The sequence below is a fragment of the Lentisalinibacter salinarum genome, assembly GCF_040706555.1.
Classification (GTDB): Bacteria; Pseudomonadota; Gammaproteobacteria; order Steroidobacterales; family Woeseiaceae; genus Lentisalinibacter; species Lentisalinibacter salinarum.
The window spans coordinates 975,964-1,002,590 of the sequence record NZ_JAPDRH010000003.1 but is presented as its reverse complement, the minus strand read 5'-3'; the positions used below and the strand labels follow the sequence as shown (position 1 = coordinate 1,002,590).

Below are 26,627 nucleotides of genomic sequence, written 5' to 3'. Positions count from 1 at the left end.
GGGGGAGTGAGAGTGTTCAGTTACCTGAATAGCCCAGAATACCACGTTCCAGGAGCTCGTCTGCAGGGTCTCCGACACTGGTCAGGCCCTTCAGTTCCAGCTGGATCGCGATGGACGAGTCGGCCGTGCGGTCCCGGCGGCTGATGTAGCGGCGGGTGACGAGGCGGATGCTCCAGCAGCAGCTTTCGTACTCCACGCCGACGAAGCGTTCGAGCGTCGTGTCCTCGCGCAGGGAGTAGTTGTAGCGGCCGACGAGGTTCCAGCGCTCGCCGATCGGCCAGCTCCACGAGACGTCCGCCTGCTCGATGGAGCCGCGCCGGAATCGGTAGGAGAAATTCAGCACCCGGTCGTCCTCCGGGAGGTACTGCAGCCGGATCTCCGAGCGCGTGGTCGTGTCGGTATCCGAGTTCCACTGGTGGCCCAGGTCCAGGTTCCAGTTGCCGTACACGTCGAAGCCGAGTTCGGCGATGTAGTCCGACGAGTCGGCGGAGACGGGCGCGAGTCCCGGCAGTGTCACGCCCTGGTCGCTCAGGTAGCGGGTCTGGCCGATCGTGGCGCGCAGCAGCTGGCGGCCGGTGGCCGCGTCGAACAGGCGGGTGGTTACGCCCAGGGCAACCTGATCGGTATCGGCCAGCCGGTCCGGCCCGACGAAGCGGTTCTTGCGAAAGACCTGCACCAGGTTCAGGTCCGGCTCGATGGTGTCGAATACGGGCAGGTCCTGCTGCTCCGCGTAGGGTACGTGCACATAGAGCATCCGGGGCTCCAGCGTCTGTATCCAGCCCCGGTCGTCGATGCTGCGCTCGAAGATGGCCCCGGCATCCACGCTGAACAGCGGCACCGTGCGGCTCGGTGCGTCGGCCTCCCCGGGGGCCGTCTGGGTCAGGCCGTAGGCCGTGTGGTCCACCTCGATGCCGGGGCGCAGGTACAGTCCCGGCCGCTCGATCGAATATTCGAACCGGGGCCGGGCGTTCAGTCGCCAGCCGGTGACGCCGGCGTCCCGGTCGAAATAGGTCAGCTCCGAGTCGATGCCCCAGGACGGACCCGTTCCCGTCGACGGCCAGTCGCCGGACGCGATCAGCCGCGGCAGCTGCCGGTAGGGTTCCTCCTCGCCCGTGATGGTGGAATCGATGGTCTGGAAGATGCGGAAATCCGCGGCGAGGTACCAGTGGCGGCCGGGGTAGTCGAAGCGCAGGCTCTGGTTCAGGTGGGTGGTGCTGGCCTCGCTGAGACTGCCGCCCAGATCCTCGAAGTAGTTGTCGTCGGAGACGCTGCGCACATCGAGCAACGCCCGCCAGCGGTCGGCGATGATGGTGCGGTCCTGCAGCCGGAGATAGACGCGGTCCTCGCCGGTCTCGTCGTCGCCGGGCAGATACTCGAGTTCGGCCGTGCCGTCGCTCGACCCGGTGAGCATGCGCAGCTCGGTGTTGAGCTGCATGCCCCGGCGGGTGAGCAGTCGCGGCGTGACGGTGGCGTCGTAGTTCGGGGCGATGTTCCAGTAATAGGGGACGCTCACGTCCGTGCCGTTGCGCCCGCTGCTGCCGATGTCGGGAATCAGGAAGCCGGACTTGCGTGCCGGGCTGATCGGGAACGACAGCCACGGGGCGTACAGGATCGGCACGCCCTGGAATTCCAGCTTCACGTTGCGCGCGGTGCCGACGCCCTCGGCCGTATCCAGACGAATACGATTGCCGAGCAGCAGCCAGTCGTCCTTGCCCGGCGGGCAGGTGGTGTAGCTCACGTCTTCGAGCGTGAGAAGTCCGGAGCGCTCGATCTGCAGCAGCCCGGCCTCGCCGCGGGAGCTGCGGGCGGCCAGGCCGAAACGGGCGTCCTCGAAGCGGATCAGGCCCTCGTCGTAGCTGAAACGGGCGAGCTCGCTCTCGACGTCCGCGTCAGGCCCGCCGTAGCGCACGCCGCCGGCGAGGCTGAGCGCACGCAGGGCCGGGTCGTAATCGGCCTGCTCGGCCTCCAGCAGGAAGCCGGAGCGCTGCAGCCGCACGCCGCCGCTGAGCGAGGCACCGCCGCCCAGCGTGAGTTCGGCCTCGCCGGCCTCCAGCTGAATCTCCTCGTCGCCGGCCCCGGGCTCGTCACGCTCCGCCGATACATCGGGATCGGCCGTGTCCGCAACGGACGGTGCCACGACCGGGCTCGCCTGACAGTCCAGCCGATCCTGTGCGCGCGCAGGCAGAGAGGTCGCAACGAGCAGGCAGGCCATTGCGGCGAGGCGGAGCGTACTGGGCAGCAAGGTGGGATGAACTCGCTCGTGATTTTTTGCTACCTTCGCACAGTTTCCCGACCCCTTCAAACCGGCCGATCCGCCGGTTGGCGCGGCCTGCGGGCCCCGCCGCGGTCCTGTAACGGAGTACCCGGCATTGCGTGACGACAGGCTTCGCGAGCTCGAGGAATGGCTCGTCCGCGACTGCGGGGTGACCCTCGACGACCTGCGGCCGGCATCGGCGGATGCGAGTTTCCGTCGTTACTTCCGGGTGCTGAGCGGCGGCCACAGCTACATCGCGATGGATGCCCCGCCGGCGCAGGAGGACAGCGAGCCGTTCCTGCGGATCGCCGGCTGGCTGCAGGCCATCGGGCTCACGGCACCGCGGGTCCTCGAGGCCGACCTCGGCGCCGGATTCCTGCTGCTGACCGATCTCGGCGACGAGCTCTATCTGCAGCGCCTGCGGGCCGCGCCCGGCGAGGCCGACCGGCTGTACGGAGCCGCCATCCGCGCGCTGGTGCGGCTGCAGCGCGGCGGCGCCCGCCACGCGGCCGAGCTGCCGCCCTACGACCGCGCCTTCCTGCACACGGAGATGGCGCTGTTCCGGGAGTGGCTCTGCCAGCGGCATCTGGCCCTGGACTGGTCCGCGGACGACGCTGCCGCCTGGGATGCGGTCACGGAGCGGCTGGCCGCGAGCGCCGCGGCCCAGCCTGCGGTATTCGTGCACCGGGACTATCACTCCCGCAACCTGATGGTGACGGCCGAGCCGCCCGGCATCCTCGATTTTCAGGACGCCATGCACGGCCCCGTCACCTACGACCTGGTCTCGCTGCTGAAGGACTGCTATATCACGTGGCCGCGAGAGCGGGTGCTCGGCTGGGTGGACGAGTACCGGCAGGCGGCGCGTGCCGCGGGTCTCCGCACCGGTGACGGGGCCCACGAAGCCGGCGGGTTCCTGCGCGCCTTCGATCTGATGGGCGTGCAGCGGCATCTCAAGGCGGCCGGCATCTTCGCCCGGCTCTGGCACCGGGACGGCAAACCCGGCTACCTGGCCGACGTGCCCCGCACGCTCGCCTATGTGACCGCGCTCCGCGCCGACTACCCGGAGCTCGACTGGATCTGCCGCCTGATCACCGAGCGGGTGCTGCCCGCACTGCCGGCTCGCGCGCCGTGAGTGCGACGCGGGCAATGATCCTGGCTGCCGGCCGCGGCGAGCGGCTGCGCCCGCTGACGGACACCGTACCGAAACCGCTGGTGGAGGTGGGCGGCGAGACGCTGATCGAGCGGCACATCCGCGCGCTGGCCCGCGCCGGTGTCACGGAGATCGTGATCAACCTGGCCTGGCTCGGCGGACAGATCGTCGACAGGCTGGGTCAGGGCAGCCGCTACGGCGTCACCCTCATCTACAGCCCGGAGGGAGAGACGGCCCTCGACACCGGTGGCGGTATCCGGCGGGCGCTGCCGCTGCTGGGCGCCGAGCCGTTCTGGGTCGTGAATGCCGATATCCATACCGACTACGACTTCGCGCGCATGCCGCCGCCCGATGACGCCATGGCGTGGCTGGTGCTGGTGCCGAATCCGGAGCACAACCCGCGGGGCGACTTCTCCCTGCAGGACGGTCTGGTGGGCAGCGGCGGCGGCCGGCGCCACACCTACTCGGGCATCGGCCGCTATCGGCCCGAGTTTTTCGCCGGTGTGGAGGAGGGCATCTTCCCGCTCGCGCCCCTCATCCGCGAACACGCGGCCGCCGGCCGGATCCGCGGCGAGCTCTACACCGGCGCCTGGCATGATCCGGGCACGCCGGCCCGCCTTGCCGAGCTGCGCCGGCGGCTGACCCGCTAGCACGCGCAAGTCCTCGCAAGGACCATCGAGGTCCGGGAAGGACCTGCGGCGGGCGCTACTTCGCGGCGGGCCGCCCGAAGCCGAGTTCCTCGCAGAGCGGTCCGAGCAGCAGGTCCGCCACCCGGTCCAGGTCGGCGGGTCCGCCGAGGCGAGCGAGGTCGGTCATCTCGAGGCCCTGGTAGCCGCAGGGGTTGATGCGGGAGAAGGGCTCCAGGTCCATGTCCACGTTCAGGGCCATGCCGTGGTAGCTGGCGCCGCGGCGGATGCGCAGGCCGATGCTCGCCAGCTTGCGCCCGGCCACGTACACGCCGGGTGCGTCCCGTCGACCCGCCGCCTCGATGCCGAACGGTGCCACCATCCTGATCACTGCGGTCTCCAGCGCGCAGACCAGCCGCCGCACGCCGATACCGGCACGTCGGATATCGATCAGCGGGTAGATCATGAGCTGGCCCGGGCCGTGATAGGTGACCTGGCCGCCCCGGTCGATGTGCACCACCGGGATGTCTCCCGGCGCGACGACGTGCTCGCGGCTGCCGGCGAGACCCAGCGTGAATACCGGCGGGTGCTCGGTGAACCAGATCTCGTCGCCCGTATCGGTATCGCGCTCGTCGGTGTGCCGCTGCATCGCCTGCCAGAGAGGCTCGTAGTCGCGCCGGCCCAGCCGGCGTACCGTAAGCGTGCGGCCGCCGTCGCGGGCGATGACCGGTACGCCCGTCACAGGACCACCAGCACCCGCTCGTGATCGCTCAGCCGCCGGTACAGCGAATCGAGCTGCTCGCGGCTCTCCGCCCGCACGGTGACCGTGACCGAGAGGAAACGGCCGTTGCGGCTCGGCTGGGTGGTGACGGCACCGGCGGGCAGTGGCCCGATCTCCGCCTCGACGATGGCCACGGCCTCGCTGCGGAAGTCGTCTTTCTCGTCCCTGCCCATGATCTTGATGGGGAAATCGCAGGGGAACTCGAGGGGGCTGTCCTCATGCATGGCTTTCGGCTCTTTGCCCGTGATGTGCCTGCTGGTAGCCGCGGAACAGGCGTTGCCACAGCGGCCCCGGCGCGCCCGTGCCGATGGTGGTGTCGTCGACCCGGCCCACGGGCACGAGTTCCCGGCTGCTGGCGAGCATGATGACCTCGTCGGCTTCCAGCAGCTCATCCACTTTGAAGCGGCGGCGTGCACGCGGGATGCCCTCGTCCTCCGCGACGGTCCAGGCGAGCTGCAGCGTCACGCTGGGCAGCACCGAGGGGTCCGGCGGCGGCGCCAGAAGGGTGCCGCCGGTGACGATGGCAATGGTGCTGGCGGCACCTTCGGTGACCCAGCCGTCGCGGTGCAGGATGGCCTCCGCCGCGCCGCGTTCCGCGGCGTCCTGGCGTGCGAGCACGTTGGCCAGCAGCGAGGTGGATTTGATGTCGCAGCGCGCCCAGCGCTGATCCGGCACGAGCGCGGCGTTCACCCCCGTCGGATAATCGGCCTCCCGTGGCGGACGCCAGTGCATCGCCATGGCCAGTACCGTCGTTTCGGTATCCGCCGGGAAGCGGTGATCCCGCCCCGCATCGGCGCCGCGGCTCACCTGCAGATACAGGAACATGTCGCCGCCGCCGTTGGCTTCCACCAGGCGGGCGAACAGGCGTCGCCAGCCGGTGTCGTCGGCCGGGTTGCGGATGCCGATGGCGCCCAGGCTGCGGTCCAGGCGCGCCAGATGCTCGGACTCGCCGACCACGCGCCCGCCGCACACCGGCATGGCCTCGTAGACCGCGTCGCCGAACAGAAAGCCCCGGTCCAGCGGCGAGATCCGCGCCTGCCCGGCCGGGACGATATCCCCGTCGAGCCAGACATTGGGCAGTATTTCAGCCATCGTCCATATCCGCGCCCGCCGGGCGCGTCCTCATTCGAACCAGAGCATGACCTCGTCGCTGAGGCGCTGCCAGAACGTGCCTTCGGCGACGGGGGCGAGGGCGGCGAGCGGCATCGCGGCCAGCAGCTGATCGTCCAGCTCGATGCGAAGTTCGCCGAGCGTCTGGCCCTCGGCAACCGGGGCGATCACCGTCGCCGGCATCTCCACCAGCGGCTGCAGCCGGTCGTAGGTGCCCCGCGGGATGGTGACGAACAGGTCGCGGGGGACGCCCAGCTGTGCCGCCTCGACGGCGCCCTTCCACACCTTCGCCGTCTCCACGACGTCGCCCGCGGCGAACAGCCGGTGCGTCTCGAAGAAGCGGAAGCCGTAATTGAGCAGGGCCTGGCTCGCATCGGTGCGCACCCGGGAGCTCGGCGAGCCCATCACCACCGAGATCAGCCGCATGTCGTCCCGCACGGCGGAGGCCACCAGGCAGTAGCCGGCGGCATCGGTGTGGCCGGTCTTGAAGCCGTCCACGGTCGGGTCGCGCCAGAGCAGCCGGTTGCGGTTGCGCTGGGTGATCTCGTTGTAGGTGAACTCGCGCACGGAGTACCAGCGGTAGTACTCCGGGAAGTCGTTGATGAGGGCCCGGGCCAGCGTGGCCATGTCACGTGCCGTCGTGTAGTGGTTTTCGCCGGGCAGGCCGGTGGCATTCTGGAAATGGCTGCCGCTCATGCCGAGCTCCTGGGCGTAGCGGTTCATCATCTCGGCGAATACCTCCTCGGAGCCGGCGATGTGCTCGGCGAGGGCCACGCTCGCGTCATTGCCGGACTGCACGATCATGCCCATCAGCAGGTCCTGGACGCTCACCCGGGAGTTGATCTCGATGAACATGCGGGAGCCGGGCGTACGGTACGCCTTGCGGCTCACCGTGGCCTCCTCCTCGAGGGTGATGAGGTCGTCGCGCAGCGCGTGGAATACCACGTAGGCGGTCATCAGCTTGGTCAGGCTCGCCGGCGCCACCCGCTTGCCCGCCTCCCGGTCCGCCAGCACCGTGCCGCTGTCGGCGTCGACGAGGACGTAGCTCGCCGCATTCAGCTGAGGCGGGGCCGGTATGGGGATGTCCGGCAGCGCCGCCGCGGCCGGCAGCGGCGCGACGAGACACAGGACCGGGACGAGGATCGACAAGAGGAATTTGGCGCACAGGCGTCCGCGCGCCGTCGGGGGCTGAATGAAGCTCATGGCACAGTCTATTCGATAATCATATGGACGCTGTCGATGCCGAGGGAAGCGAGCCTGGCGACGGTGGCGTCATAGGCTTCCACCGAAGGGATCGGTCCCACCCGCACCCGGTACAGCCGGCGCTCTTCGGTCGTGTCCTCGAAGATGAATGCATCGGGAAAGTCGTTGGCCAGCAACCTGCCGTGCATGCGCTCGGCGTTCTCCCGCTGGCTGAAGGCGCCAACCTGCGCATATAGTACCGGCGCATCGCCCGTCTGTCCCGCGGCGGGCGCCGTGGCGGCGACATCGTCGGGCGGCAGGCTCTCGGCCGGTGCCGCAGCCGGGGCGGCCGCAGTCATGATGTCGCCGGTGGCGGCACCTTCGAAGGTGATCGCGCGGATCTCCACCAGCCCCGTCCCGTCGCGCACGATGTCGAGTTCCTGTGCCGCCGCGTAAGAGAGATCGATGATGCGGTTGGCGACGAACGGACCCCTGTCGTTGACCCGCACCAGGATGCTCCGGCGGTTGCGCAGGTTGGTCACCTCCACCCAGGTGGGCAGCGGCAGCGTCTTGTGGGCGGCCGTGAACGCGTGCATGTCGTAGGGTTCGCCGGAGGAGGTGCGCCGGCCGTGGAACTTGGTGCCGTACCAGGAGGCGACGCCGCGCTCCCGGTAGCCGTCCGCGGTGGGCAGCACATGGTAGCGCTTGCCGAACACCTCGTAGGAATCCGGATTGCCGTAGCGGCTCTTCGGTTCGGGTGCCGGTATGGTCGGCGGCACGCGGACATCGGCCCGCGCGGCGGGCGGCGGTCCGTCCTGCGGAGGACCGTCGTGGCGGGGGCCGGTGCCGGCGCAGGCGGCCAGCGCCAGGGCCGCCGCCGCCGCCACGGCAGCCGTTCTGAGATCAGGTCTCGGCATCGCCGGCTCCTTCCGCGACGGCCAGCGCGATCTCGCGCCCGAGCTGCCACACCGCCAGCGCGTACATGGCGCTGCGGTTGTAGCGCGTGATCACGTGGAAGTTGTGGAAGCCCACCCAGAGCTGGTCGCCGTCCTCGCCTTCCATGCGCAGCAGCCGCGCGGCCGCCTCGCCGGGCAGCTCCGTCGAGAAGACGATGCCGCCGGCGCTCAGCCCGGCAACCGTGGCGTCCGTGTCCAGCCCCTTGTCGCCGGCGGGCTCGCCGGTCCAGGCCGAACCGGTGGTGGCGCGGGCGAAGACCGGTTCGCCGGCACGCCAGCCGTGGGCCTCGAGATAGTTGGCGACGCTGCCGAACACATCGCTCCAGTCCGTCCAGAGATCGCGCAGCCCGTCCGCGCTCGCGTCCACGGCATAGGCCCGGTAGCTGGACGGCATGAACTGGGGCGCGCCCATGGCGCCGGCGTAGGAGCCCAGCGCGGTGTCGACGTCGACGCGCTCCTCGCGGGCCAGCAGCAGGAACTGCTCGAGTTCCCTGCGGAAGAACGGGCTGCGCGGCGGATAGTCGAAGGCCAGTGTCGCCAGCGCGTCCAGCACCCGGTAGCGCCCGGTGATGCGGCCGAAGTAGGTCTCGACGCCGATGATGGCGACGATGACCTCCGGGTCCACGCCGGTCTCGCGGCCGATGCGCTCGATCTCGTCGGCATGCTCGCGCCAGAATGCGGCGCCGGCCTCGATGCGCTCCGGGGTCAGGAAAATCGCGCGGTACTCGTGCCAGGGCTTCACCTTCTCCGCCGGCCGGCTGATGGCGTCCAGGATGGGCTGCTGTGTCTCGGCGGCGTCCAGGGTGCGCTCGACCTCGGCCCGGTCGAAGCCGTGGCGCTCGGCCACTTCGTCGATGAACGTGGCCACGTCGGCGCGGGAGGTGTCCAGCGCCCGCGCCGGCGACGCCGCGAGGCCGGTCAGTGCTGCGATCGCAGCTAGCAGGCAGAGAGAGCGGATCACTGGGCGCATGTCCTGTCCGGCGTTTCCTGGCAGTGTCTGTACATCTGTCGTGGACCTACCGAGGCAGGAGTTTGCGGTGGGTGTGGATGGACATGAGGATACCGAAACCCGCCATGAGCGTCACCATGGAGGTGCCGCCGAAGCTGACCAGCGGCAACGGCACGCCGACAACCGGGATGAGGCCGCAGACCATGGCGGTATTCACGAAGACGTAGACGAAGAAGGTCAGGCTTATGCTGCCGGCCAGCAGCCGGGAGTAGGTGTCCTGCGCGTTGGCGGCGATATACAGGCCGCGGGCCACGACGAACAGGTACATCGTGAGCAGCGCCAGCACCCCGAGCAGCCCGAACTCCTCGGACAGCACCGCGAAGATGAAATCGGTGTCCTTTTCAGGCAGAAACTCGAGCTGGGCCTGGCTGCCGTTGGTCCAGCCCTTGCCGAACAGCCCGCCGGAGCCGATCGCGATCTTGGACTGGATGATGTTGTAACCCGCGCCGAGGGGGTCGCTCTGGGGGTCGAGCAGGGTCAGCACCCGCTGGCGCTGGTAGTCGTGCATGAAGTGCCACAGCACCGGCAGGGTGGCGACGGCGAGCGCGCCCAGCGCGAGGATGTGGCCGAACGACATGCCGGCGAGCAGCACCACCAGCACGCCGGCCGCGACGATCAGCAGCGCGGTACCGAGATCGGGCTGCACCGCGATCATCAGGGCGGGCAGGACGATCATGGCGCCGATCACGACCAGATGGCCGAGGCGCGGCGGCAGCGGCCGGTCGTGCAGGAAGGCCGCGACCATCATCGGCACCGCCAGCTTCATGATCTCCGACGGCTGGAAGCGCACGCCGACGTCCAGCCAGCGCTGTGCCCCCTGGCCCACCTCGCCGAGGATCAGCACCAGGGCCAGCAGGGTGAGCCCGGCCAGATAACCCCAGGGCGTCCAGCGCCGCAGCAGCGCCGGCGAGAGCTGGGCCACGATCACGAGCGCGAGCAGGGCGAGGCCGAGACGGATCGTCTGGCGCAGCAGCAGGTCCGGGTTCTGTCCCACGGCGCTGTACAGCACGAACAGCCCGAACCCGCAGATGACGCCCAGCCCGGCGAGCAGGGGACCGTCCAGGTGCAGGTTGGCGAGAATCTGCCCGATGCCGCCGAGCGGCCGGCGTTCCGCGAACCGGGCGTTTTCACGGAATAACGTACCCATCGGTCAGTCCTCCCGCTGCGCGTTGCTTGCCACCGGCGCCTCGCCCGTCAGGGCGGGTTGCCCGCCCGGAGCCGCGACCTCGTCGCGCTCCTCGAGCAGCCACTTGTCCATCATTGCGCGGGCGATTGGCGCGGCCGCGCGGCTGCCGCTGGAGCCGTTCTCCACGATGACCGATACCGCAATGCGCGGATCCTCGAGCGGCGCGAACGCGATGAACAGGGCATGGTCGCGCAGCCGCTCGTCGATCTCGTCCTCGTCGTATTCCTCGTCCTGACCTACGCTGAACACCTGGGCGGTGCCGCTCTTGCCGGCCATGGAGTAGGGCGCATCCATCCCCACCGCCCGTGCGGTGCCGTTCTCACCCTGGAGCACGTCGCGCATGGCGTTGATCACCACCTCCCAGTGCAGGGGGTCGTGCACCCCCACCGGCGGGAGTGGCTCGGGTTCGAACCGATGGAACTCGCCGTCCAGCGGGTGTTCCCAGCCCAGCGCCAGGTGCGGCCGGTGGCGCTCGCCGCGGGTGGCCACGACGGCGGTGGCCACGGCGAGCTGCAGCGGCGTCGTGAGCATGTAGCCCTGGCCGATGGAGGCGATGACAGTCTCGCCCGGGAACCAGACCTGGTTGGCGCGGCTGGAGAACTTCTCCCGTTTCCAGGCCCGGGACGGCACGACGCCGGCGGTCTCGCCGGCGATGTCGATGCCGGTGCGGCTGCCCAGGCCGAAGCGGGTGAGATAGTCGTGCATGGTATCGATGCCGAGCTCGGTCGACATCTGGTAGAAGTACACGTCGCAGGACTCGGTGATGGCGTCATGCAGGTTGACCAGTCCATGTGTCTTCCAGTCCCGGTAGCGGTGCGTGCTGCCTGGCAACGAGAAATGCCCGGAGCAGCGCAGGCTGTGGTCCAGGTCGGAGACGCTCTCCTCCAGGGCCGCGAAGCCGAGCATCGGCTTGATGGTGGAGCCCGGCGGGTAGCGGCCGCGGATCGCGCGATTGAACAGCGGCTGGTCCGGATGGGTGCTCAGCGCACGGTACTCGGCCGGCTTCAGGCCCGCGGCGAATGCATTGGGATCGAAGCCCGGCGTGCTCACCAGTGCCAGCACCTCGCCGTTGCGGGGGTCCAGCGCCACCACCGCGCCGCGCCGGCCTGCCATGGCTTCCTCGGCCAGCAGCTGCAGCTCGACATCCAGGCTGACGTAGACGTTGGCACCCGGCCGGGGCTGCTCGCCGGGCACCTGGCCGAGCGTGCGGCCGCGGGCGTTGGCGATGACCTGACGGTGGCCGACGTCGCCGTGCAGCAGCTCCTCGAAGCGCTGCTCGATGCCCGTCTTGCCGTACTGGGTGGTGCCTGCGTAGGCCGCCGGGTCTTCCAGCCGCTCGAGCTCCTCCTTGCTCAGTCCGCCGACGTAACCGACGGCATGGACCGCGGCGCTGTCGAAGGGGTAGTGCCGCATCAGTCGGGCGCGGATGTCGACGCCCGGGAAGCGCGGGCGCGCGATGGCGAAATGCGCGAGCTCCTCCTCCTCCAGCCGGTAGCGCAGCGGGATGGGCGTGAAGCGCTGGTTCGTGCCCAGCAGCGCGTGGATACGGGGCAGGTCCTCCTCGGTCAGCAGTCCCTCGTCGATCAGGGCGGCCAGGGTGGCATCCACGTCCTCCACCTGCTCGGGCACGAGCTCCAGCTGGTAGGTGGGCACGTTCTCGGCCAGGATGACGCCCCGTCGGTCGTAGATCAGGCCGCGGGTGGGCGGCACGGGTTCGATGCGGATGCGATTGCCCTGGGAGAGGTCCGCGAAATGCTCGTGCTCGAGCACCTGGAGCTGGACCAGGCGGCCGACCACGAGCCCCATCAGGCCGAGCGCGACCAGCACCGCGAGGATCACGCGGTTCAGGAACATCCGCTGCTCGGCACCCGAGTCCTTGATGGGAGCGCGTCTGCGCATCGTCTACCTCGTCACCGTCATCTGCTGGCGCACGCCGTTGAAGAACAGCATCAGCGGCGGCCACAGCAGTGCGCCGGTGATGACGGAACCCCAATAGTCCATGAGATCGGATGCGACGCCCGCGGTTCCGTTGATCCAGAACAGGATGAACTGGTACAGCGCGAGCAGGGCCATGACCGTGGCCGAGAGCTGCCATATGGGGAATACCCGCAGGCGCAGGTGGAAGCGCAGCGGGAAGTAGATCATGACGGTCAGCGCCAGCGCGTGCTGACCGAGCAGCGTGCCCTGGGCCACGTCGAGCAGCAGGCCGCTTACCCAGGCGGTCAGCAGGCCGAACACACGCGGGAACGCGAGCGCCCAGTAGATCAGCGTCAGCGCCACCCAGTCCGGGCGGAACGGTTCGATGAGTTCCGGCAGCGGCATGATGGAGAGCAGCAGCGCCGCCAGCAGGCAGAACCACACCGGCCAGCGCTCCACGGCCACGGCATCACTCATGGGCCGTCCCCGTTCCGCTCGCCGTTTCATCCGCAGGCTCAGTGATGCCTGCCGCGTCCTCCCCGGACTCGTCCGCCGCCTGCGCCTCCGGCTCGCTCGGCCAGATCAGCAGCACCTCGCGCACCTGGTTCAGCGCGGTGGCCGGCCGCGCGCGGATGGTGGCGAAGGACTCCGCCGGGTTCGGCGTGACCTCGCTGACCTCGCCCACCGGGTAGCCCGCCGGGAAGGCGCCGCCGAGCCCGGAGGTGACCAGCAGGTCGCCGGGCCGGATGTCGGCATTGTTCGGCAGAAAGGGCAGATCGAGACGGTCGTACTCGCCGGTGCCGACGGCGATGGTGCGCAGCCCGTTCCGGTTCACTTCCACCGGCAGCGCGTGATCCGGGTCGCTGATCAGCATGGCCTCGGAGGTGAACGGTCCGGTGTGCATGATCTGGCCTACGACGCCGGTGGCGTCGATGATGGCCTGGCCCTCGTAGGCGCCGTGGCGGCGGCCCTTGTCGATGACGATGTCGTGGCGGTAGGGGTTGGCGTCGACGGCCATGATCTCGGCCACCCGCACCCGGTCGCCCACCCGGGTCGTGGTCTGCAGCATCAGGCGCAGCCGGGCGTTCTCGGATTCGAGCGCCGCCATCTGCTGCAGCTTGGCGCGGATGGCCAGGCGTTCGGCCTTCAGCCGGTTGTTCTCCCGCTGCAGGTCGCTGCGGCTGGTGCCGCTCTCGCGGGCCCAGCCGAGCGCCTCGGCGGGCAGCGCGACGATGACCTGCAGCGGATAGATGGCCGTGGCGATCGCCCGGCGCACGGCATCCAGGTGGTTCTCGCGGTGGTCGACCACGAGCGCGATGACGCTCAGCAGCACGAGCGCCAGCGTACGGGCGCCGAGCGAGCGCATCGGCGCCGTTCTTCGCTGGGTGTCAGACTGAGCTGTCGCCATGCCCCTGAATGATAAGCACGATTAGGATGCTACGGATGATGAAAGGGTCAGAAACCGGCCGCCGGCCTGCCGAGCCGCCGGGCTCCGGCGTCCCCGTTGCCGGCCGTGCAGGGCTGTTCACTGGGCGGCGACGGTGGATGCGGCCGCCGCGCTCACGGACGGCTCAGTCCAGGCCGAAGACGGCCGGTCCGTGCTCGTCCATGAGTTCGAGCACCCGGCCGCCGCCGCGTGCCACGCACGTCAGCGGGTCGTCTGCGATGACCACGGGCAGCCCGGTCTCTTCCATGAGGAGCTTGTCCAGGTCCTTCAGCATGGCGCCGCCGCCGGTGAGGACGATGCCCCGCTCGGCCACGTCGGCCCCGAGTTCCGGCGGAGTCTGCTCCAGCGCCTCTTTCACGGCCCCCACGATGCCCTGCAGGGGCTCCTGCAGCGCCTCCAGAATCTCGTTGCTGTTCAGTGTGAAGCTCCGCGGCACACCCTCGGACAGGTTGCGGCCCTTCACCGAGATCTCCTTGACCTCCTGGCCGGGATAGGCGGAGCCGATCTCGTGCTTGATCCGCTCGGCCGTGGCCTCGCCGATCAGGATGCCGTAATTGCGGCGCACGTAATTGGTGATGGCCTCGTCGAAGCGGTCGCCGCCCACGCGTACGGAGGAGGCGTAGACGATGCCGTTCAGGGAGATCACGGCCACCTCGGACGTGCCGCCGCCGATGTCGAGCACCATGGAGCCGCGCGCCTCGTGCACCGGCATGCCGGCGCCGATGGCCGCCGCCATGGGTTCCTCGATGAGATAGACCTTGCGGGCGCCGGCGCCCTCTGCGGACTCGCGGATGGCGCGACGCTCGACCTGGGTGGAGCCGTAAGGCACGCACACCAGCACCCGGGGGCTCGGGGCGAAGAAGCGATTGCCGTGCGCCTTCTTGATGAAGTGCTGCAACATCTTCTCGGTCACGGTGAAATCGGCGATGACGCCGTCTTTCAGCGGACGGATTGCGGTGATGTTGCCGGGCGTGCGCCCCAGCATACTCTTGGCTTCGGTACCGACGGCCTCCACGCTCCGACCGCCGCGGCCGGACTCTTCCCGTATGGCTACTACCGACGGCTCGTTGAGCACGATGCCATGCCCGCGGAGGTAGATCAGTGTGTTCGCTGTCCCGAGATCGATGGAAAGGTCGTTGGAGAAATAACCCAGAAGACTCTTCAGCATTGTCGGGCAAAATCCCGCGGATCAAGGCAAAAAGCTACTCTAGCAACGGGGACGACATTGGGCAAGACGGCGTGTATCATTTCGCGTTTGGCACTGCGGTGGCATGTGCCGACCCTGTCGATAACGATACACGCATCACAGACCGGAGCCTTGCGGTGTCCCTGACTCGAGAGCAAGTGGAACATATCGCGACTCTCGCGCGACTGGAGTTCGACGAGGCGGAAATCCCCGATTTCGTCGACAAGCTGGGCAGCATCGTCGATTTCGTGGACCAATTGCAACAGGCAGACACGGATTCGGTGGAACCGATGGCCCACCCCCTGGATCAGGTCCAGCGGCTGCGCCCGGACGAAGTGACGGAGCGGGTGGACCGGAAGGAGTATCAGAAGAACGCGTCGGCGGTGGCGGACGGCATGTATCTGGTGCCCAGGGTCATCGAATAAGGGTCACGGGAAGGGTCATCGAACGGGTGTCGCCTTAAGGGTCGGCGGCTGCGGGCCCGGGCCGGCACACGCCGCCCGGCCGTGCGATTCGACCGACCCGGTCGGTCTTTCCGGAAGCATCATCGTCCAACCATTGTTGAGTCACGACCATGCATGAGCTGTCACTCGCCGCGATACGGCGCGCGCTCAAGGCGGGCGAGTTCACCGCCGCGGAACTCGTCGAGGCGCTGCTCGAGCGCATCGGCGCCCACGACGAGACGCTGAACAGTTTCATTACCGTGACCGGGGATCAGGCGCGGGCCGCCGCCGCCGAGTCCGACCGCCGCCGCGCGGCCGGCGAGGCACGTCCGCTCGAGGGTCTGCCCCTCGCCCACAAGGACATCTTCTGCACCGCCGGGGTGCGCACCAGTTGCGGCTCGCGCATGCTCGACAACTTCGTCTCGCCTTATGACGCCACGGTGGTGGAGCGGCTGAAGGCCGCCGGCGCCGTCATGCTCGGCAAGACCAATATGGACGAGTTCGCCATGGGCTCGTCCAACGAGACAAGCTGGTACGGCCCGGTCGCCAACCCCTGGGATACGGCCCGCTCGCCCGGCGGCTCCTCCGGCGGCTCGGCGGCGGCGGTGGCCGCGCGGCTGGTACCGGCGGCCACCGGCACGGACACCGGCGGCTCCATACGCCAGCCGGCGGCACTGACCGGTATCACGGGGCTGAAACCGACGTACGGCCGGGTCTCCCGCTGGGGCATGATCGCCTTCGCCTCCAGCCTGGACCAGGCGGGCACGCTGACCCGCAGCGCGGAGGACGCGGCGCTGCTGCTCGGTGCCATGGCCGGCTTCGATCCGCGGGATTCCACCTCCGTGGACGAGCCGGTGCCGGACTACGTGGCCGGGCTGGATCAGCCGCTGGAAGGTCTCACCATCGGCCTTGCGCGCCAGTTCTTCGACGAGGGCCTGGATGCCGACAACGAGGCGGCGCTGCGTGCGGCCATCGGCGAACTGGAAGGTCTGGGGGCGAGCGTGCGGGAGATCGACCTGCCGAATATCGGCCTGTCGGTGCCCACCTATTACGTGGTGGCGCCGGCCGAGTGCTCCTCCAACCTGTCGCGCTTCGACGGCGTGCGCTTCGGCTATCGCGCCGAAGACCCGGAGAACCTCATGGACCTGTATTGCCGCAGCCGGGCCGAGGGCTTCGGCGCGGAGGTGAAACGCCGCATCATGACCGGCACCTACGTCCTCTCCGCCGGCTACTACGATGCCTATTACCTGAAAGCCCAGAAGGTGCGGCAACTCATCAGCGAGGACTTTCGCCGCGCGTTCGCCGACGTGGACCTCATCGCCGGGCCGACCACGCCGACGCCGGCTTTCGAGCTGGGCGCCAAGACCGACGACCCGATCACCATGTACCTGAACGACATCTACACCATCGGCGCGAACCTGGCGGGGCTGCCCTGCCTGTCGGTTCCCTGCGGCTTCTCGGCCGGGTTGCCGGTGGGCCTGCAGCTGATCGGGCCGGCGTTCGGCGAGGAGCGCCTGCTCGCCTGCGCCCACCAGTACCAGGGCGCCACCGACTGGCACCGGCGCGCGCCGGCGGACTACGAGTGAGGAGACGGCCATGAGCTGGGAGACGGTCATCGGCCTGGAGATCCATGCGCAGCTCGCGACGCAGAGCAAGATCTTTTCCGGCGCGCCCACCCGCTACGGCGCGGAGCCGAACACGCAGGCCTGCCTGGTGGATCTGGGCTACCCGGGCGTGCTGCCGGTGCTGAATCGGGGTGCGGTCGTGATGGCCGTGAAGTTCGGTCTGGCCGTCGGCGCCACCATCGCGCCGCGCAGCGTCTTCGCCCGCAAGAACTACTTCTATCCGGACCTGCCGAAGGGCTACCAGATCAGCCAGTACGAACTGCCCATCGTCACCGGCGGCTCGCTGGAGATCGTCACCGACGACGGCGAGGTGCGCCGCATCGGCCTCACCCGGGCGCACCTGGAGGAGGACGCCGGCAAGTCCGTGCACGAGGGTTTCGAGCGCCTCACCGGCATCGACCTGAACCGGGCGGGCACGCCGCTGCTCGAGATCGTCTCCGAGCCCGAGCTGCGCTCGGCGAAGGAAGCCGCGGCCTACATGAAGGCCATGCACACCCTGGTCCGCTATCTCGACATCTGCGACGGCAACATGCAGGAGGGGTCGTTCCGCTGCGATGCCAACGTCTCGGTGCGGCGAACCGGGGACGAGAAACTCGGCACCCGCACCGAGCTGAAGAACCTGAACTCGTTCCGTTTCCTCGAACGCGCCATCAACTTCGAGGTGGAGCGCCAGATCGAGGTGCTGGAGGACGGCGGCTCCGTGGTGCAGGAAACCCGCCTGTACGATGCGGAGCGGGACGAGACCCGGCCGATGCGCACCAAGGAAGAGGCCAACGACTACCGCTATTTCCCTGACCCGGACCTGCTGCCGGTCGAGATCGACCAGGCCCTCGTCGAGGCAGTGCGGGAGACCCTGCCGGAGCTGCCTGACGCCAAGCGCCGGCGGCTGGGCGAGCAATACGGCGTCAAGGCGGACGATGCGGTGGTGCTGGCCGGCTCCCCGGCGCTCGCCGATTATTTCGAGGCGGTGGCGGCGGCCGGCGGCAGCGACGGCCAGGCCGTGGCCAACTGGGTGCTCGGCGAGCTCTCCGCGGCGCTGAACCGGGACGGCCTCGATATCACGGCGAGCCGCATCGAGCCGGCCGGTCTGGCGCAACTGCTCGATCGCATCGCCGACGGCACCCTGTCCGGCAAGCTCGCCAAGCAGGTCTTCGAGGCCATGTGGGCGGGCGAGGGCGATGCTGATGCCGTCATCGAGGCGAAAGGCCTGACGCAGATCACCGACAGCGGCGAGATACAGCGCATCGTGGAAGACGTGCTGGCCGCCAACCCGGAGCAGGTGGAGCAATACCGGGGCGGCAAGACCAAGGTGATCGGCTTCTTCGTCGGCCAGGTAATGAAGGCGACGAAGGGCAAGGCCAACCCCGGCGAGGTCAACCGCCTGCTGAAAGCCGCCCTGGATGCGGAGTGAAGCGCGTTGAGCCGGGACGTCCTGCAACCGTTCCTGTTCGAGCACCTGCCCGTGCGCGGTGCGCTCGTGCAGCTCGCCGACACCTGGCGGGAGCTGTCCGGTACCCATGATTATCAGCCACCGGTAGGCCGGGTGCTCGGCGAGGCCACGGCGGCCGCCGCACTCATCGCCAACTCGCTGAAGTTCGACGGCCAGCTCACGCTGCAGCTCTCCGGCGACGGGCCGCTGGAACTCCTCGTCGTCCAGTCCACCAACGAACTGCACCTGCGCGGGATGGCGCTGGCCCGGGACGTGGCGCCGGAGGCCGGATTCGCGGAATTCTCACGGGATGCCCGCTGTGCGATGACCGTGGAGTCGAGCGTGCTGGCCGACCGTTACCAGGGCATCGTGGATGCGAGCGGCGAGTCGCTCGCCGGCTGTCTGGAGGGCTATTTCGAGCGCTCGGTGCAGCTGCCGACCCGCCTCTGGCTGATGGCCGACGGAGACTGCGCGGCCGGGCTGCTGCTGCAGCGGGTGCCCGACGCAGCCGCGCCCCTGCCGGAGGATGACTGGCGGCGACTGGGCTTCATGGCCGATACCCTGACACTGGACGAGATGCGGGACGGCATCGGCACGGAGCTGCTCGGCAAGTTGTTCGCCGAAGACGACGTGCGGGCCTTCCGGCCGCGCACCACGCGCTTCGAGTGCCGCTGTTCCATCGAACGGGTCGAGCGTGCCCTGCGCCTGCTGGGCGAGGACGAAGTGCGCGAGACCCTGGAGGAGCAGGGCGAGATCCGGGCCACCTGCGAGTTCTGCAACCGGGAGCGCCGGCTCGACGCGATCGACGTCGAGCGTCTGTTCTCCGCCGGCGGCCAGCCGGCATCCTCCCGCGTCCACTGACGCGCCGCACTGCTCCCTCGCGCCCCCTTGTATTCCCGTTATTTCAAATGAGCCGGGACAGAGCCCGGGACGTGCGATACACTATCGGGCAGTAAAGATAAAGATATCTTTATATATTTAAGCAAATGGAGCCGACGGTGGCGGAACCCTTCGAGGAAACCCTGCGAGCGCTGAAGGCGGTGGCCGAGCCCACCCGCCTGCGCCTGCTGGCGCTGTGCCACCGGGGTGAGAGCACGGTCTCCGAGCTGGTGCGCGTGCTCGGTCAGAGCCAGCCGCGCATCTCCCGCCACCTGAAGCTCCTTTGCGACGCGGGTCTGCTGGAACGTTTCCGGGACGGCCACTGGATCTACTACCGTACCGCCTCCGCCGGCCCGGGGGCCGTGCGTGTGCGCAAGCTGCTGGAACTGGTGCCGGCCGAGGCGCCGGAGCTCGCCCGGGACGCGGAACTCGCGGAAGCCGAGCGTCGGGCGGCCGTCGAGCCGGAGGCCGCGCCGCTGACCGAGGCGGAGCGGGGGCTGCATCGGGCAGTACTGGATACGGTGCTCACGGCGCCGGTCGGCCGTCTGCTGGATATCGGTACCGGCAGCGCGCGCATGCTGAAGCTGCTGGGCCGCCGGGCAAGCCGGGCGGTGGGGGTCGATATCGACGGCGATCAGCGCCGTCAGGCCCGCGCCGAACTCGCCGTGGCCGGCCTCGGCAATTGCACTATCCGTGCCGGCGACGCGCACCGGCTGGATTTCGCCGACGACGCATTCGACACCGTCATCCTCGACGAGGTGCTCGGGCATTCGAGTACGCCGGAACAGGCCGTGGCCGAGGCCGCACGGGTGCTGGCTCCCGGCGGGCGGCTACTCCTGATCGAGCCGCTCGCAGGGGGGGCGGCCGAAGCGAATGTTCGCGCCTCCGCCGAGGCCCGGGCGCGCTGGATCGCCGGGCTGGCCGGTGATGCCGGACTCGCCCTCGGCCGGCCGCGTCCGGTGCCGGCGCGACAGCCGGTCTGGCTGGTCTCCGTGGCAACGCCGGCACGACGGCAGGCCGCCTGAAGGATCGGGACCTCGAGGATCAAGAGAAACATGGCCATGACACAGACACCCATCACACCCGTGCCCGCTGCCGACCGGAGCGCCCCGGACGTCGCGGTCTCGTTCGAGTTCTTCCCGCCCGGCAGCGAGAAGATGGAACAGACGCTGTGGCGCTCCATCGAGCGGCTGGCGCCGCTGCGCCCGCGCTTCGTCTCCGTTACCTACGGCGCCGACGGCTCCACCCGGGAGCGCACCCATGGCATCGTCAACCGCATCCTGCGCGAGACCGACCTGACGGCGGCGCCCCACCTGACCTGCGTCGGCGCCGGCCGGGGCGAGATCGACGACATTGCCCGCCGGTACTGGGACATCGGGGTGCGCCACATCGTGGCGCTCAGAGGCGACCCGCCGAAGGACAGTGACGGCTACACGCCCCACCCGGAGGGCTATGCCTACGCGGCTGACCTGGTGGCGGGCCTGAAGCGGGTGGCCGACTTCGACGTCTCCGTGGCAGCCTATCCCGAGGTGCATCCGGAGGCGCCGTCCGCCGCCTTCGACCTGGACAATCTGAAGCGAAAACTGGACGCCGGCGCGAGCCGGGCCATCACCCAGTTCTTCTTCGACATCGAGGACTTCCTGCGCTTCCGCGACCGCTGCGCGGCTGCACGCATCGCCGCGCCGATCGTTCCCGGCATCCTGCCGATCACCCGCTTCCCCCAGCTGCAACGCTTCGCCGAGGGCTGCGGGGCGACGGTGCCCGACTGGCTGGTGCACCGCTTCGACGGTCTGGACGACGACGCCGAGACGCGCCAGCTCATCGCCGCCAGCGTGGCCATCGAGCAGGCCCGCGAACTCGAGCGCTACGGCGTGCGCGAATTCCACTTCTACACCCTGAACCGCTCCGAGCTGACCTACGCCATCTGCCATGCGCTGGGCGTGCGTCCGCAGCGCGCGACGGCGGCCTGACCATGAGCAGCACCCGATTCGAACGCCTGGAGGCATTGCTCGCCGAGCGCATCGTATTCCTGGACGGTGCCATGGGCACCATGATCCAGGGTCATGCCCCGTCCGAGGAAGAGTATCGGGGCGAGCGCTATGCCGACTGGCCGAGTGACCTCAAGGGCAACAACGATCTGCTGACGCTGACCCGGCCCGGGCTGATCCGGCAGATCCACCGGGACTTCCTGGAGGCCGGCGCGGACGTCATCGAGACGAACACGTTCAACTCCAACACCCCCTCCCAGGCCGACTACGGCATGGAGTCCCTGGTGCGCGAGCTGAACCTGGCGGCGGCGCGGCTCGCACGCGACGTCGCCGGCGAGTTCGAGGCCGCCGACGGCCGGCCCCGCTTCGTCGCCGGCGTACTCGGGCCGACCAACCGCACGGCGTCCCTGTCGCCGGACGTGAACGACCCCGGCAAGCGCAACATCCGCTACGGCGAACTGGTGGAGACCTATGCCGAGGCGGCCCGCGCCCTCATGGAAGGCGGCGCGGACTTCCTGATGGTGGAGACCATCTTCGATACGCTGAATGCGAAGGCCGCGCTGTACGCCATTCGCGAGATCGAGCGCGAACGTGGCGGCCGCATCCCGGTGATGATCTCCGGTACGATCACCGATGCTTCGGGCCGCACCCTGTCCGGCCAGACCACCGAGGCGTTCTGGAACTCGGTGCGCCACGCCGAGCCGTTTCTCATCGGGCTGAACTGCGCACTGGGCGCCGCCGACCTGCGGCCCTACGTCGCCGAGCTGTCGCGGGTAGCCGATACCCGCGTGAGTGCCCACCCGAACGCCGGGCTGCCGAACGAGTTCGGAGAGTACGACGAGACGCCCGAGGAGATGGCCGCGGTCGTGCGCGAGTTCGCGGAGTCCGGGCTGGTGAACCTGGTCGGCGGCTGCTGCGGCACCACCCCGGAGCATATCCGCCGCCTGCGCGAGGCCATCGAGCCGCTCGCGCCGCGCGTCGTGCCGGACCGCCCCCGCGAGTGCCGGCTGTCCGGGCTGGAACCGCTGAACATCGGTCCGGACGACCTGTTCGTGAACGTGGGCGAGCGCACCAACGTCACCGGCTCTGCGAAGTTCCGCAAGCTGATCGAGGCCGGCGACTACGCCACCGCCGTCGAGGTGGCCCGCCAGCAGGTGGAGAACGGCGCCCAGATCATCGACGTCAACATGGACGAGGGCATGCTGGACTCCGAGGCGGCCATGGTGACGTTCCTCGACCTGATCGCGTCCGAGCCCGACGTGGCCCGGGTGCCGATCATGGTGGACTCGTCGAAGTTCAGCGTCATAGAGGCGGGACTGCGCTGCATCCAGGGTAAGCCCGTCGTGAACTCCATCAGCATGAAGGAGGGCGAGGCGCAGTTCGTCGAGCAGGCCCGGCGGGTGCGCGACTACGGTGCGGCGGTGATTGTGATGGCCTTCGACGAGGACGGCCAGGCGGACACGGTGGAGCGCAAGCTCGAGATCTGCCGCCGCTCGTACCGGATACTGACGGAACGGGTCGGCTTCCCGGCCGAGGACATCATCTTCGATCCCAACATCTTCGCCGTGGCCACGGGCATCGAAGAGCACAACGGCTACGGCATCGCCTTCATCGAGGCGACCCGCCGCATCAAGGAAGAGCTGCCTCACGCGCTCGTGAGCGGCGGGGTCTCGAACGTCTCGTTCTCGTTCCGCGGCAACAACCCGGTGCGCGAGGCCATCCACTCCGTGTTCCTGTATCACGCCATCCGCGCCGGCATGGACATGGGCATCGTCAACGCGGGCCAGCTCGCCATCTACGAAGACCTGCCGGGCGAACTGCGCGAGGCGGTCGAGGACGTGGTGCTGAACCGCCGCGACGACGCCACCGACCGGCTGCTGGCGATCGCGGAGAAATACCGCGGCGACGGCAGCAGCGGGCAGAAGCGCACGACCGATCTCGGCTGGCGCGAGTGGCCGGTGGAGAAGCGGCTCGAGCACTCGCTGGTCAAGGGCATCGACGAGTACGTCATCGAAGACACGGAGGCCGCGCGGCTCGCCGCCAGTCGCCCGCTGGACGTGATCGAGGGCCCGCTCATGGACGGCATGAACGTGGTCGGCGACCTGTTCGGCGAAGGCAAGATGTTTCTGCCCCAGGTGGTGAAGTCGGCCCGGGTCATGAAAAAGGCGGTGGGGCATCTCATCCCCTACATTGAGGAGGAGCAGGACGGCGAGTCGCGCTCCAACGGCACGGTAATCATGGCCACGGTGAAAGGCGACGTCCACGATATCGGCAAGAACATCGTGGGCGTCGTGCTCCAGTGCAACAACTTCGAGGTGATCGATCTTGGCGTCATGGTGCCGGCCGAGAAGATCCTGGAGACGGCACGGCGGGAAGGCGCAGACATCATCGGCCTGTCCGGCCTCATCACCCCTTCGCTGGACGAGATGGTGAACGTCGCCTCCGAGATGCAGCGCCTGGGCTTCACCGTGCCGCTGCTGATCGGCGGTGCCACCACGTCGCCCGCGCACACCTCGGTGAAGATCGATCCCCGCTACGAGGGCCCGGTCATCTACGTGAAGGACGCCTCGCGCTCGGTGGGCGTGGCCCAGTCGCTGGTGGGGGAGGGGCGCGACGCCTTCGTGCATAAGATCAAGGACGATTGCGCGCGGCGGCGGGAGTTGCACGCGGGCAAGACCCGGCAGGCGCCGGAACTGGCCCTGGAGGACGCGCGCCGGCGCCGCCACGCGATCGACTGGCAAGCTTACCGACCGCCCGCTCCCGATGCGCTCGGGGTGCGCACCTTCGAGCGCATACCGCTGGCGGCGCTGGTCGACTACATCGACTGGATGCCGTTCTTCAACGCGTGGGAATTCCGCGGCCGCTTCCCGGCCATCCTCGACGACCCGGAGGTGGGCGAGACGGCCAGTTCGCTGTACGCCGACGCCCGGGCGATGCTCCGGCGCATCATCGACGAGGAGTGGCTTGAGTGCCGCGCGGTCATCGGCCTCTTCCCGGCGGCCTCGGCGGGTGACGATATCGCCATCTATCCGGAAGAGGGCGGCGCGGAGCCGCTGGCGACGTTCCACCACCTGCGTCAGCAGAAGAAGAAGCGCGACGACCTGCCCCAGGAGTGCCTGGCGGATTTCGTCGCCCCGGCGGACAGCGGCAGGCGCGACTACCTGGGCGCCTTCGCCGTGAGCGCCGGCTTCGGCATCGACGAACACGTGCAGCGTTTCGAAGCCGACCACGACGACTATTCCTCAATCATGCTGAAGGCGCTCGCAGACCGGCTGGCGGAGGCGGGTGCCGAGTATCTGCACGAGCGCGTACGCAGGGAGTACTGGGGCTACGCGCCGGAGGAATCACTGGACAACGACGCGCTCATCGCCGAGGAATACCGCGGCATCCGTCCGGCGCCGGGGTATCCCGCCTGCCCGGACCACACCGAGAAGCGGACCCTGTGGCGGGTACTGCAAGTCGAGCAGCGCATCGGCATGCAGCTCACCGAGTCGATGGCCATGCTGCCGACCGCCTCGGTGAGCGGTCTCTACTTCGCCCACCCCGAGGCCCACTACTTCACGGTGGGCAAGATCGGCCGCGACCAGGTGGCGGACTATGCGAAGCGCAAGGGCATGAGCCTCGCCGAGGCCGAGCGCTGGCTCGCACCCTCGCTCGGTTACGAGCCGGAGACGGAGGACGAGGCCGCCTGATACCCTCTGGCAATCCGGGCGTCCTCCGGCGTGCCGGAGCACTTCAGCCATGGAGGCCGGATATGGGTTATGGAGCGATCAGGGAGAGACTTCAGGCCGGTGACATCGTCCTTCTGGACGGCGGCACCGGCACGGAACTGCAACGCCGCGGGGTGCGGATGGACCCGGGCGCCTGGTGCGGGCCGGCGTCGCTCGAGAGCGGCGACGTCCTCGAGCGCGTGCACCGGGATTACATCGCCGCGGGCGCCGACGTCATTACCGCCAACACCTATGCCTCCTCCCGTCTCATGCTCGAGCCGGCGGGCTACGGCGAGCGCTTCGCGGAGATCAACCGGGCCGCCGTCGACGCGGCGCATCGGGCGCGCGAGGCGAGCGGCCGCAGCGACGTACTCGTCGGCGGCTCCCTCTCGCACATGGCGCCGTTCGTCGCCGGCAGCGCGCAGCCGGACACCGCCCGGTCACCGTCCGCGGCAGCCATGGCCGGGGCTTACACGGAACTCGCCGGGTTTCTGTGCGACAGCGGATGCGATCTCATCCTGCTGGAGATGATGTACTACCCGGAGCGCATCGGTCCGGCGTTCGAGGCCGCGCTGGCGACGGGGCTCCCCGTCTGGGCCGGCTTCTCCGCCAGGAGAGCGGAGGACGGGCAGCTGCTCAGTTACGCGCCGGAGCGGGACATCCCCTTCGAGGAACTCATCGGGGTCCTCGACCAATATGACGTGGCCGCAGCGGGCGTCATGCACACGCCGTCTCACCTGGTGGCCGACGCACTCGCCATCCTGCGCAATCACTATGAAGGTCCGCTGCTGGCTTACCCGGACTCCGGCTTTTTCCGCATGCCGGAATGGCAGTTCGAGGAGGTGATCCCGCCCGGCGAATTCCTGCGCCATGCGTCGGAGTGGGTCGCGGACGGGGTGCAGATCGTGGGCGGCTGCTGCGGCCTGTCGCCGGAGCATATCGATGCCCTGCGGCCGCTGCGCTACGCACGGCCGTGACCGTTGCTGCGGGACCGGCGCGAAGTGTGAAACAGTGCAGCGCATCGGCCGCGCCGTTCGCGGTATACAGGACCCATGCGTCACGAACGTCGACATCGCTCTCCCGGTTTCCGACATCGCCATGGCGATTGACGGACCCGCTCAACGCCACTCTTCCTACGGCGACGAGCCGTCGCGCGCCCCTCTGTCCGTTCTGCTGACCGATTTCCTCCGCACCTGCTTCGGCGTGGGGCTCGGCCTCGCTGCCATTCTGCTGCCCGCCATGGTCTGGCGCGATATGGAGGCGCTGTACGCGCAGTTCGGCGCACCGGTGATCCTCGTCATGTTTGCGCCGCTGGCCGTCCTCGTTCGCACCTACGGACCCAGAGACGGCGACGACTGACGAAGCGGCTCCGCCGTGTCTGCCGCATGCCGCTCAGCCGGACCCGGCCTGCCGCCCCCTCCGGGTGGCGAGATAGAGCAGGGGGCCGAAAGACCCCAGGAATAGTGTCATGGCCACCCACGGCCAGGGACTGCGGCCCTCCTGTCGCGCCGTCGGTATCAGCCAGGCGAGAACCAGCACCAGTGCGACGACGAGGTCCGCGGCGAGCTGCCAGCCTGCCGGGCCGTCCAGCGCGTGGGTGAGAATGCCGGTATAGCCCACCCGGTACACGGCGTAAGCCGAGATCAGGCCGAACGGGATCAGCAGGACGATGGCGAGTAGCCGGCCGTGTCTTAACGGATGGTTCATTGCGCGCTCCTCGGTCGGGTTTCGCGCTATGCTCTTCGGGGG

The 26,627-nt window shown here is 69.0% G+C and carries 24 protein-coding genes; 11 read left to right on the top strand and 13 right to left on the bottom strand.

Annotated features, from left to right (window positions below):
• Positions 1 to 16 precede the first annotated feature (16 nt).
• Positions 17 to 2,137, bottom strand: coding sequence for an LPS-assembly protein LptD (locus ACJMKZ_RS15160; RefSeq protein ID WP_405234042.1), 2,121 nt, complete (start codon positions 2,135 to 2,137; stop codon positions 17 to 19).
• Positions 2,138 to 2,369: 232 nt separating this feature from the next.
• On the opposite strand from ACJMKZ_RS15160, the gene ACJMKZ_RS15155 reads away from it, so the two are divergent.
• Positions 2,370 to 3,386: an aminoglycoside phosphotransferase family protein gene (locus ACJMKZ_RS15155; protein ID WP_405234041.1), complete on the top strand. Its 1,017-nt coding sequence runs from the start codon at positions 2,370 to 2,372 to the stop codon at positions 3,384 to 3,386.
• Positions 3,383 to 4,054 carry an N-acetylmuramate alpha-1-phosphate uridylyltransferase MurU gene (gene murU / locus ACJMKZ_RS15150; protein ID WP_405234040.1) on the top strand — a complete coding sequence of 224 codons (672 nt, stop codon included), beginning with the start codon at positions 3,383 to 3,385 and terminating at the stop codon, positions 4,052 to 4,054. The genes ACJMKZ_RS15155 and murU overlap by 4 nt, the downstream gene beginning before the upstream one ends.
• Positions 4,055 to 4,109: 55 nt before the next feature.
• Here murU and lipB read toward each other — a convergent pair whose 3' ends face one another.
• The 11 genes from lipB to ACJMKZ_RS15095 all read right to left on the bottom strand — a co-directional run bounded on the left by lipB (position 4,110) and on the right by ACJMKZ_RS15095 (position 14,786).
• A complete protein-coding gene (gene lipB, locus ACJMKZ_RS15145) occupies positions 4,110 to 4,772 on the bottom strand; it encodes a lipoyl(octanoyl) transferase LipB (protein ID WP_405234039.1) in 663 nt (220 codons plus the stop codon).
• The gene (locus ACJMKZ_RS15140; RefSeq protein WP_405234038.1) at positions 4,769 to 5,035 is read right to left on the bottom strand and encodes a YbeD family protein; all 267 of its coding nucleotides are present in this window, start codon (positions 5,033 to 5,035) and stop codon (positions 4,769 to 4,771) included. Before ACJMKZ_RS15140 ends, lipB begins: the two co-directional genes overlap by 4 nt.
• On the bottom strand, positions 5,028 to 5,903 hold the full coding sequence (locus ACJMKZ_RS15135; RefSeq protein ID WP_405234037.1) for an aminotransferase class IV: 876 nt from the start codon (positions 5,901 to 5,903) through the stop codon (positions 5,028 to 5,030). The genes ACJMKZ_RS15140 and ACJMKZ_RS15135 overlap by 8 nt, the downstream gene beginning before the upstream one ends.
• Positions 5,904 to 5,933: 30 nt before the next feature.
• Entirely contained in the window at positions 5,934 to 7,124 is a 1,191-nt protein-coding gene (locus tag ACJMKZ_RS15130) for a D-alanyl-D-alanine carboxypeptidase family protein (RefSeq protein ID WP_405234036.1), read from the bottom strand.
• 8 nt (positions 7,125 to 7,132) lie between these two features.
• Positions 7,133 to 8,020 carry a septal ring lytic transglycosylase RlpA family protein gene (locus ACJMKZ_RS15125; protein ID WP_405234035.1) on the bottom strand — a complete coding sequence of 296 codons (888 nt, stop codon included), beginning with the start codon at positions 8,018 to 8,020 and terminating at the stop codon, positions 7,133 to 7,135.
• The gene (gene mltB, locus ACJMKZ_RS15120; protein ID WP_405234034.1) at positions 8,007 to 9,029 is read right to left on the bottom strand and encodes a lytic murein transglycosylase B; all 1,023 of its coding nucleotides are present in this window, start codon (positions 9,027 to 9,029) and stop codon (positions 8,007 to 8,009) included. The genes ACJMKZ_RS15125 and mltB overlap by 14 nt, the downstream gene beginning before the upstream one ends.
• 46 nt (positions 9,030 to 9,075) lie before the next feature.
• Positions 9,076 to 10,215 carry a rod shape-determining protein RodA gene (rodA, locus tag ACJMKZ_RS15115; RefSeq protein WP_405234033.1) on the bottom strand — a complete coding sequence of 380 codons (1,140 nt, stop codon included), beginning with the start codon at positions 10,213 to 10,215 and terminating at the stop codon, positions 9,076 to 9,078.
• A 3-nt stretch (positions 10,216 to 10,218) separates the two neighbouring features.
• Complete coding sequence (gene mrdA, locus ACJMKZ_RS15110) at positions 10,219 to 12,153, bottom strand: penicillin-binding protein 2 (protein ID WP_405234032.1); 1,935 nt, start codon at positions 12,151 to 12,153, stop codon at positions 10,219 to 10,221.
• A 3-nt stretch (positions 12,154 to 12,156) separates the two neighbouring features.
• Positions 12,157 to 12,648 (bottom strand): rod shape-determining protein MreD, encoded by a 492-nt coding sequence (gene mreD, locus ACJMKZ_RS15105; RefSeq protein WP_405234031.1) that lies wholly within the window; start codon positions 12,646 to 12,648, stop codon positions 12,157 to 12,159.
• Positions 12,641 to 13,537 (bottom strand): rod shape-determining protein MreC, encoded by an 897-nt coding sequence (gene mreC, locus ACJMKZ_RS15100; RefSeq protein WP_405234030.1) that lies wholly within the window; start codon positions 13,535 to 13,537, stop codon positions 12,641 to 12,643. The genes mreD and mreC overlap by 8 nt, the downstream gene beginning before the upstream one ends.
• Before the next feature lie 205 nt (positions 13,538 to 13,742).
• A complete protein-coding gene (locus ACJMKZ_RS15095; protein ID WP_405223519.1) occupies positions 13,743 to 14,786 on the bottom strand; it encodes a rod shape-determining protein in 1,044 nt (347 codons plus the stop codon).
• A 155-nt stretch (positions 14,787 to 14,941) separates the two neighbouring features.
• On the opposite strand from ACJMKZ_RS15095, the gene gatC reads away from it, so the two are divergent.
• From gatC to ACJMKZ_RS15050, 9 genes are all read left to right on the top strand, one after another.
• Positions 14,942 to 15,229, top strand: coding sequence for an Asp-tRNA(Asn)/Glu-tRNA(Gln) amidotransferase subunit GatC (gene gatC, locus ACJMKZ_RS15090; RefSeq protein WP_405234029.1), 288 nt, complete (start codon positions 14,942 to 14,944; stop codon positions 15,227 to 15,229).
• 149 nt (positions 15,230 to 15,378) lie between these two features.
• Entirely contained in the window at positions 15,379 to 16,833 is a 1,455-nt protein-coding gene (gene gatA / locus ACJMKZ_RS15085; protein ID WP_405234028.1) for an Asp-tRNA(Asn)/Glu-tRNA(Gln) amidotransferase subunit GatA, read from the top strand.
• Between the two features lie 10 nt (positions 16,834 to 16,843).
• Entirely contained in the window at positions 16,844 to 18,283 is a 1,440-nt protein-coding gene (gene gatB / locus ACJMKZ_RS15080; RefSeq protein WP_405234027.1) for an Asp-tRNA(Asn)/Glu-tRNA(Gln) amidotransferase subunit GatB, read from the top strand.
• 6 nt (positions 18,284 to 18,289) lie between these two features.
• Positions 18,290 to 19,162: an Hsp33 family molecular chaperone HslO gene (hslO, locus tag ACJMKZ_RS15075; protein WP_405234026.1), complete on the top strand. Its 873-nt coding sequence runs from the start codon at positions 18,290 to 18,292 to the stop codon at positions 19,160 to 19,162.
• A gap of 137 nt (positions 19,163 to 19,299) precedes the next feature.
• Positions 19,300 to 20,205 (top strand): ArsR/SmtB family transcription factor, encoded by a 906-nt coding sequence (locus ACJMKZ_RS15070; RefSeq protein ID WP_405234025.1) that lies wholly within the window; start codon positions 19,300 to 19,302, stop codon positions 20,203 to 20,205.
• 36 nt (positions 20,206 to 20,241) lie between these two features.
• Positions 20,242 to 21,150, top strand: a complete 909-nt coding sequence (gene metF / locus ACJMKZ_RS15065) for a methylenetetrahydrofolate reductase (RefSeq protein WP_405234024.1) — start codon at positions 20,242 to 20,244, stop codon at positions 21,148 to 21,150.
• 2 nt (positions 21,151 to 21,152) lie between these two features.
• Entirely contained in the window at positions 21,153 to 24,860 is a 3,708-nt protein-coding gene (gene metH, locus ACJMKZ_RS15060; protein ID WP_405234023.1) for a methionine synthase, read from the top strand.
• A gap of 62 nt (positions 24,861 to 24,922) precedes the next feature.
• Positions 24,923 to 25,855, top strand: a complete 933-nt coding sequence (locus ACJMKZ_RS15055) for a homocysteine S-methyltransferase family protein (RefSeq protein WP_405234022.1) — start codon at positions 24,923 to 24,925, stop codon at positions 25,853 to 25,855.
• A 34-nt stretch (positions 25,856 to 25,889) separates the two neighbouring features.
• On the top strand, positions 25,890 to 26,237 hold the full coding sequence (locus tag ACJMKZ_RS15050; RefSeq protein WP_405234021.1) for a hypothetical protein: 348 nt from the start codon (positions 25,890 to 25,892) through the stop codon (positions 26,235 to 26,237).
• 33 nt (positions 26,238 to 26,270) lie between these two features.
• Here the strand turns inward: ACJMKZ_RS15050 and ACJMKZ_RS15045 are convergent, their stop codons facing one another.
• A complete protein-coding gene (locus tag ACJMKZ_RS15045; RefSeq protein WP_405234020.1) occupies positions 26,271 to 26,585 on the bottom strand; it encodes a hypothetical protein in 315 nt (104 codons plus the stop codon).
• Positions 26,586 to 26,627: the final 42 nt, after the last annotated feature.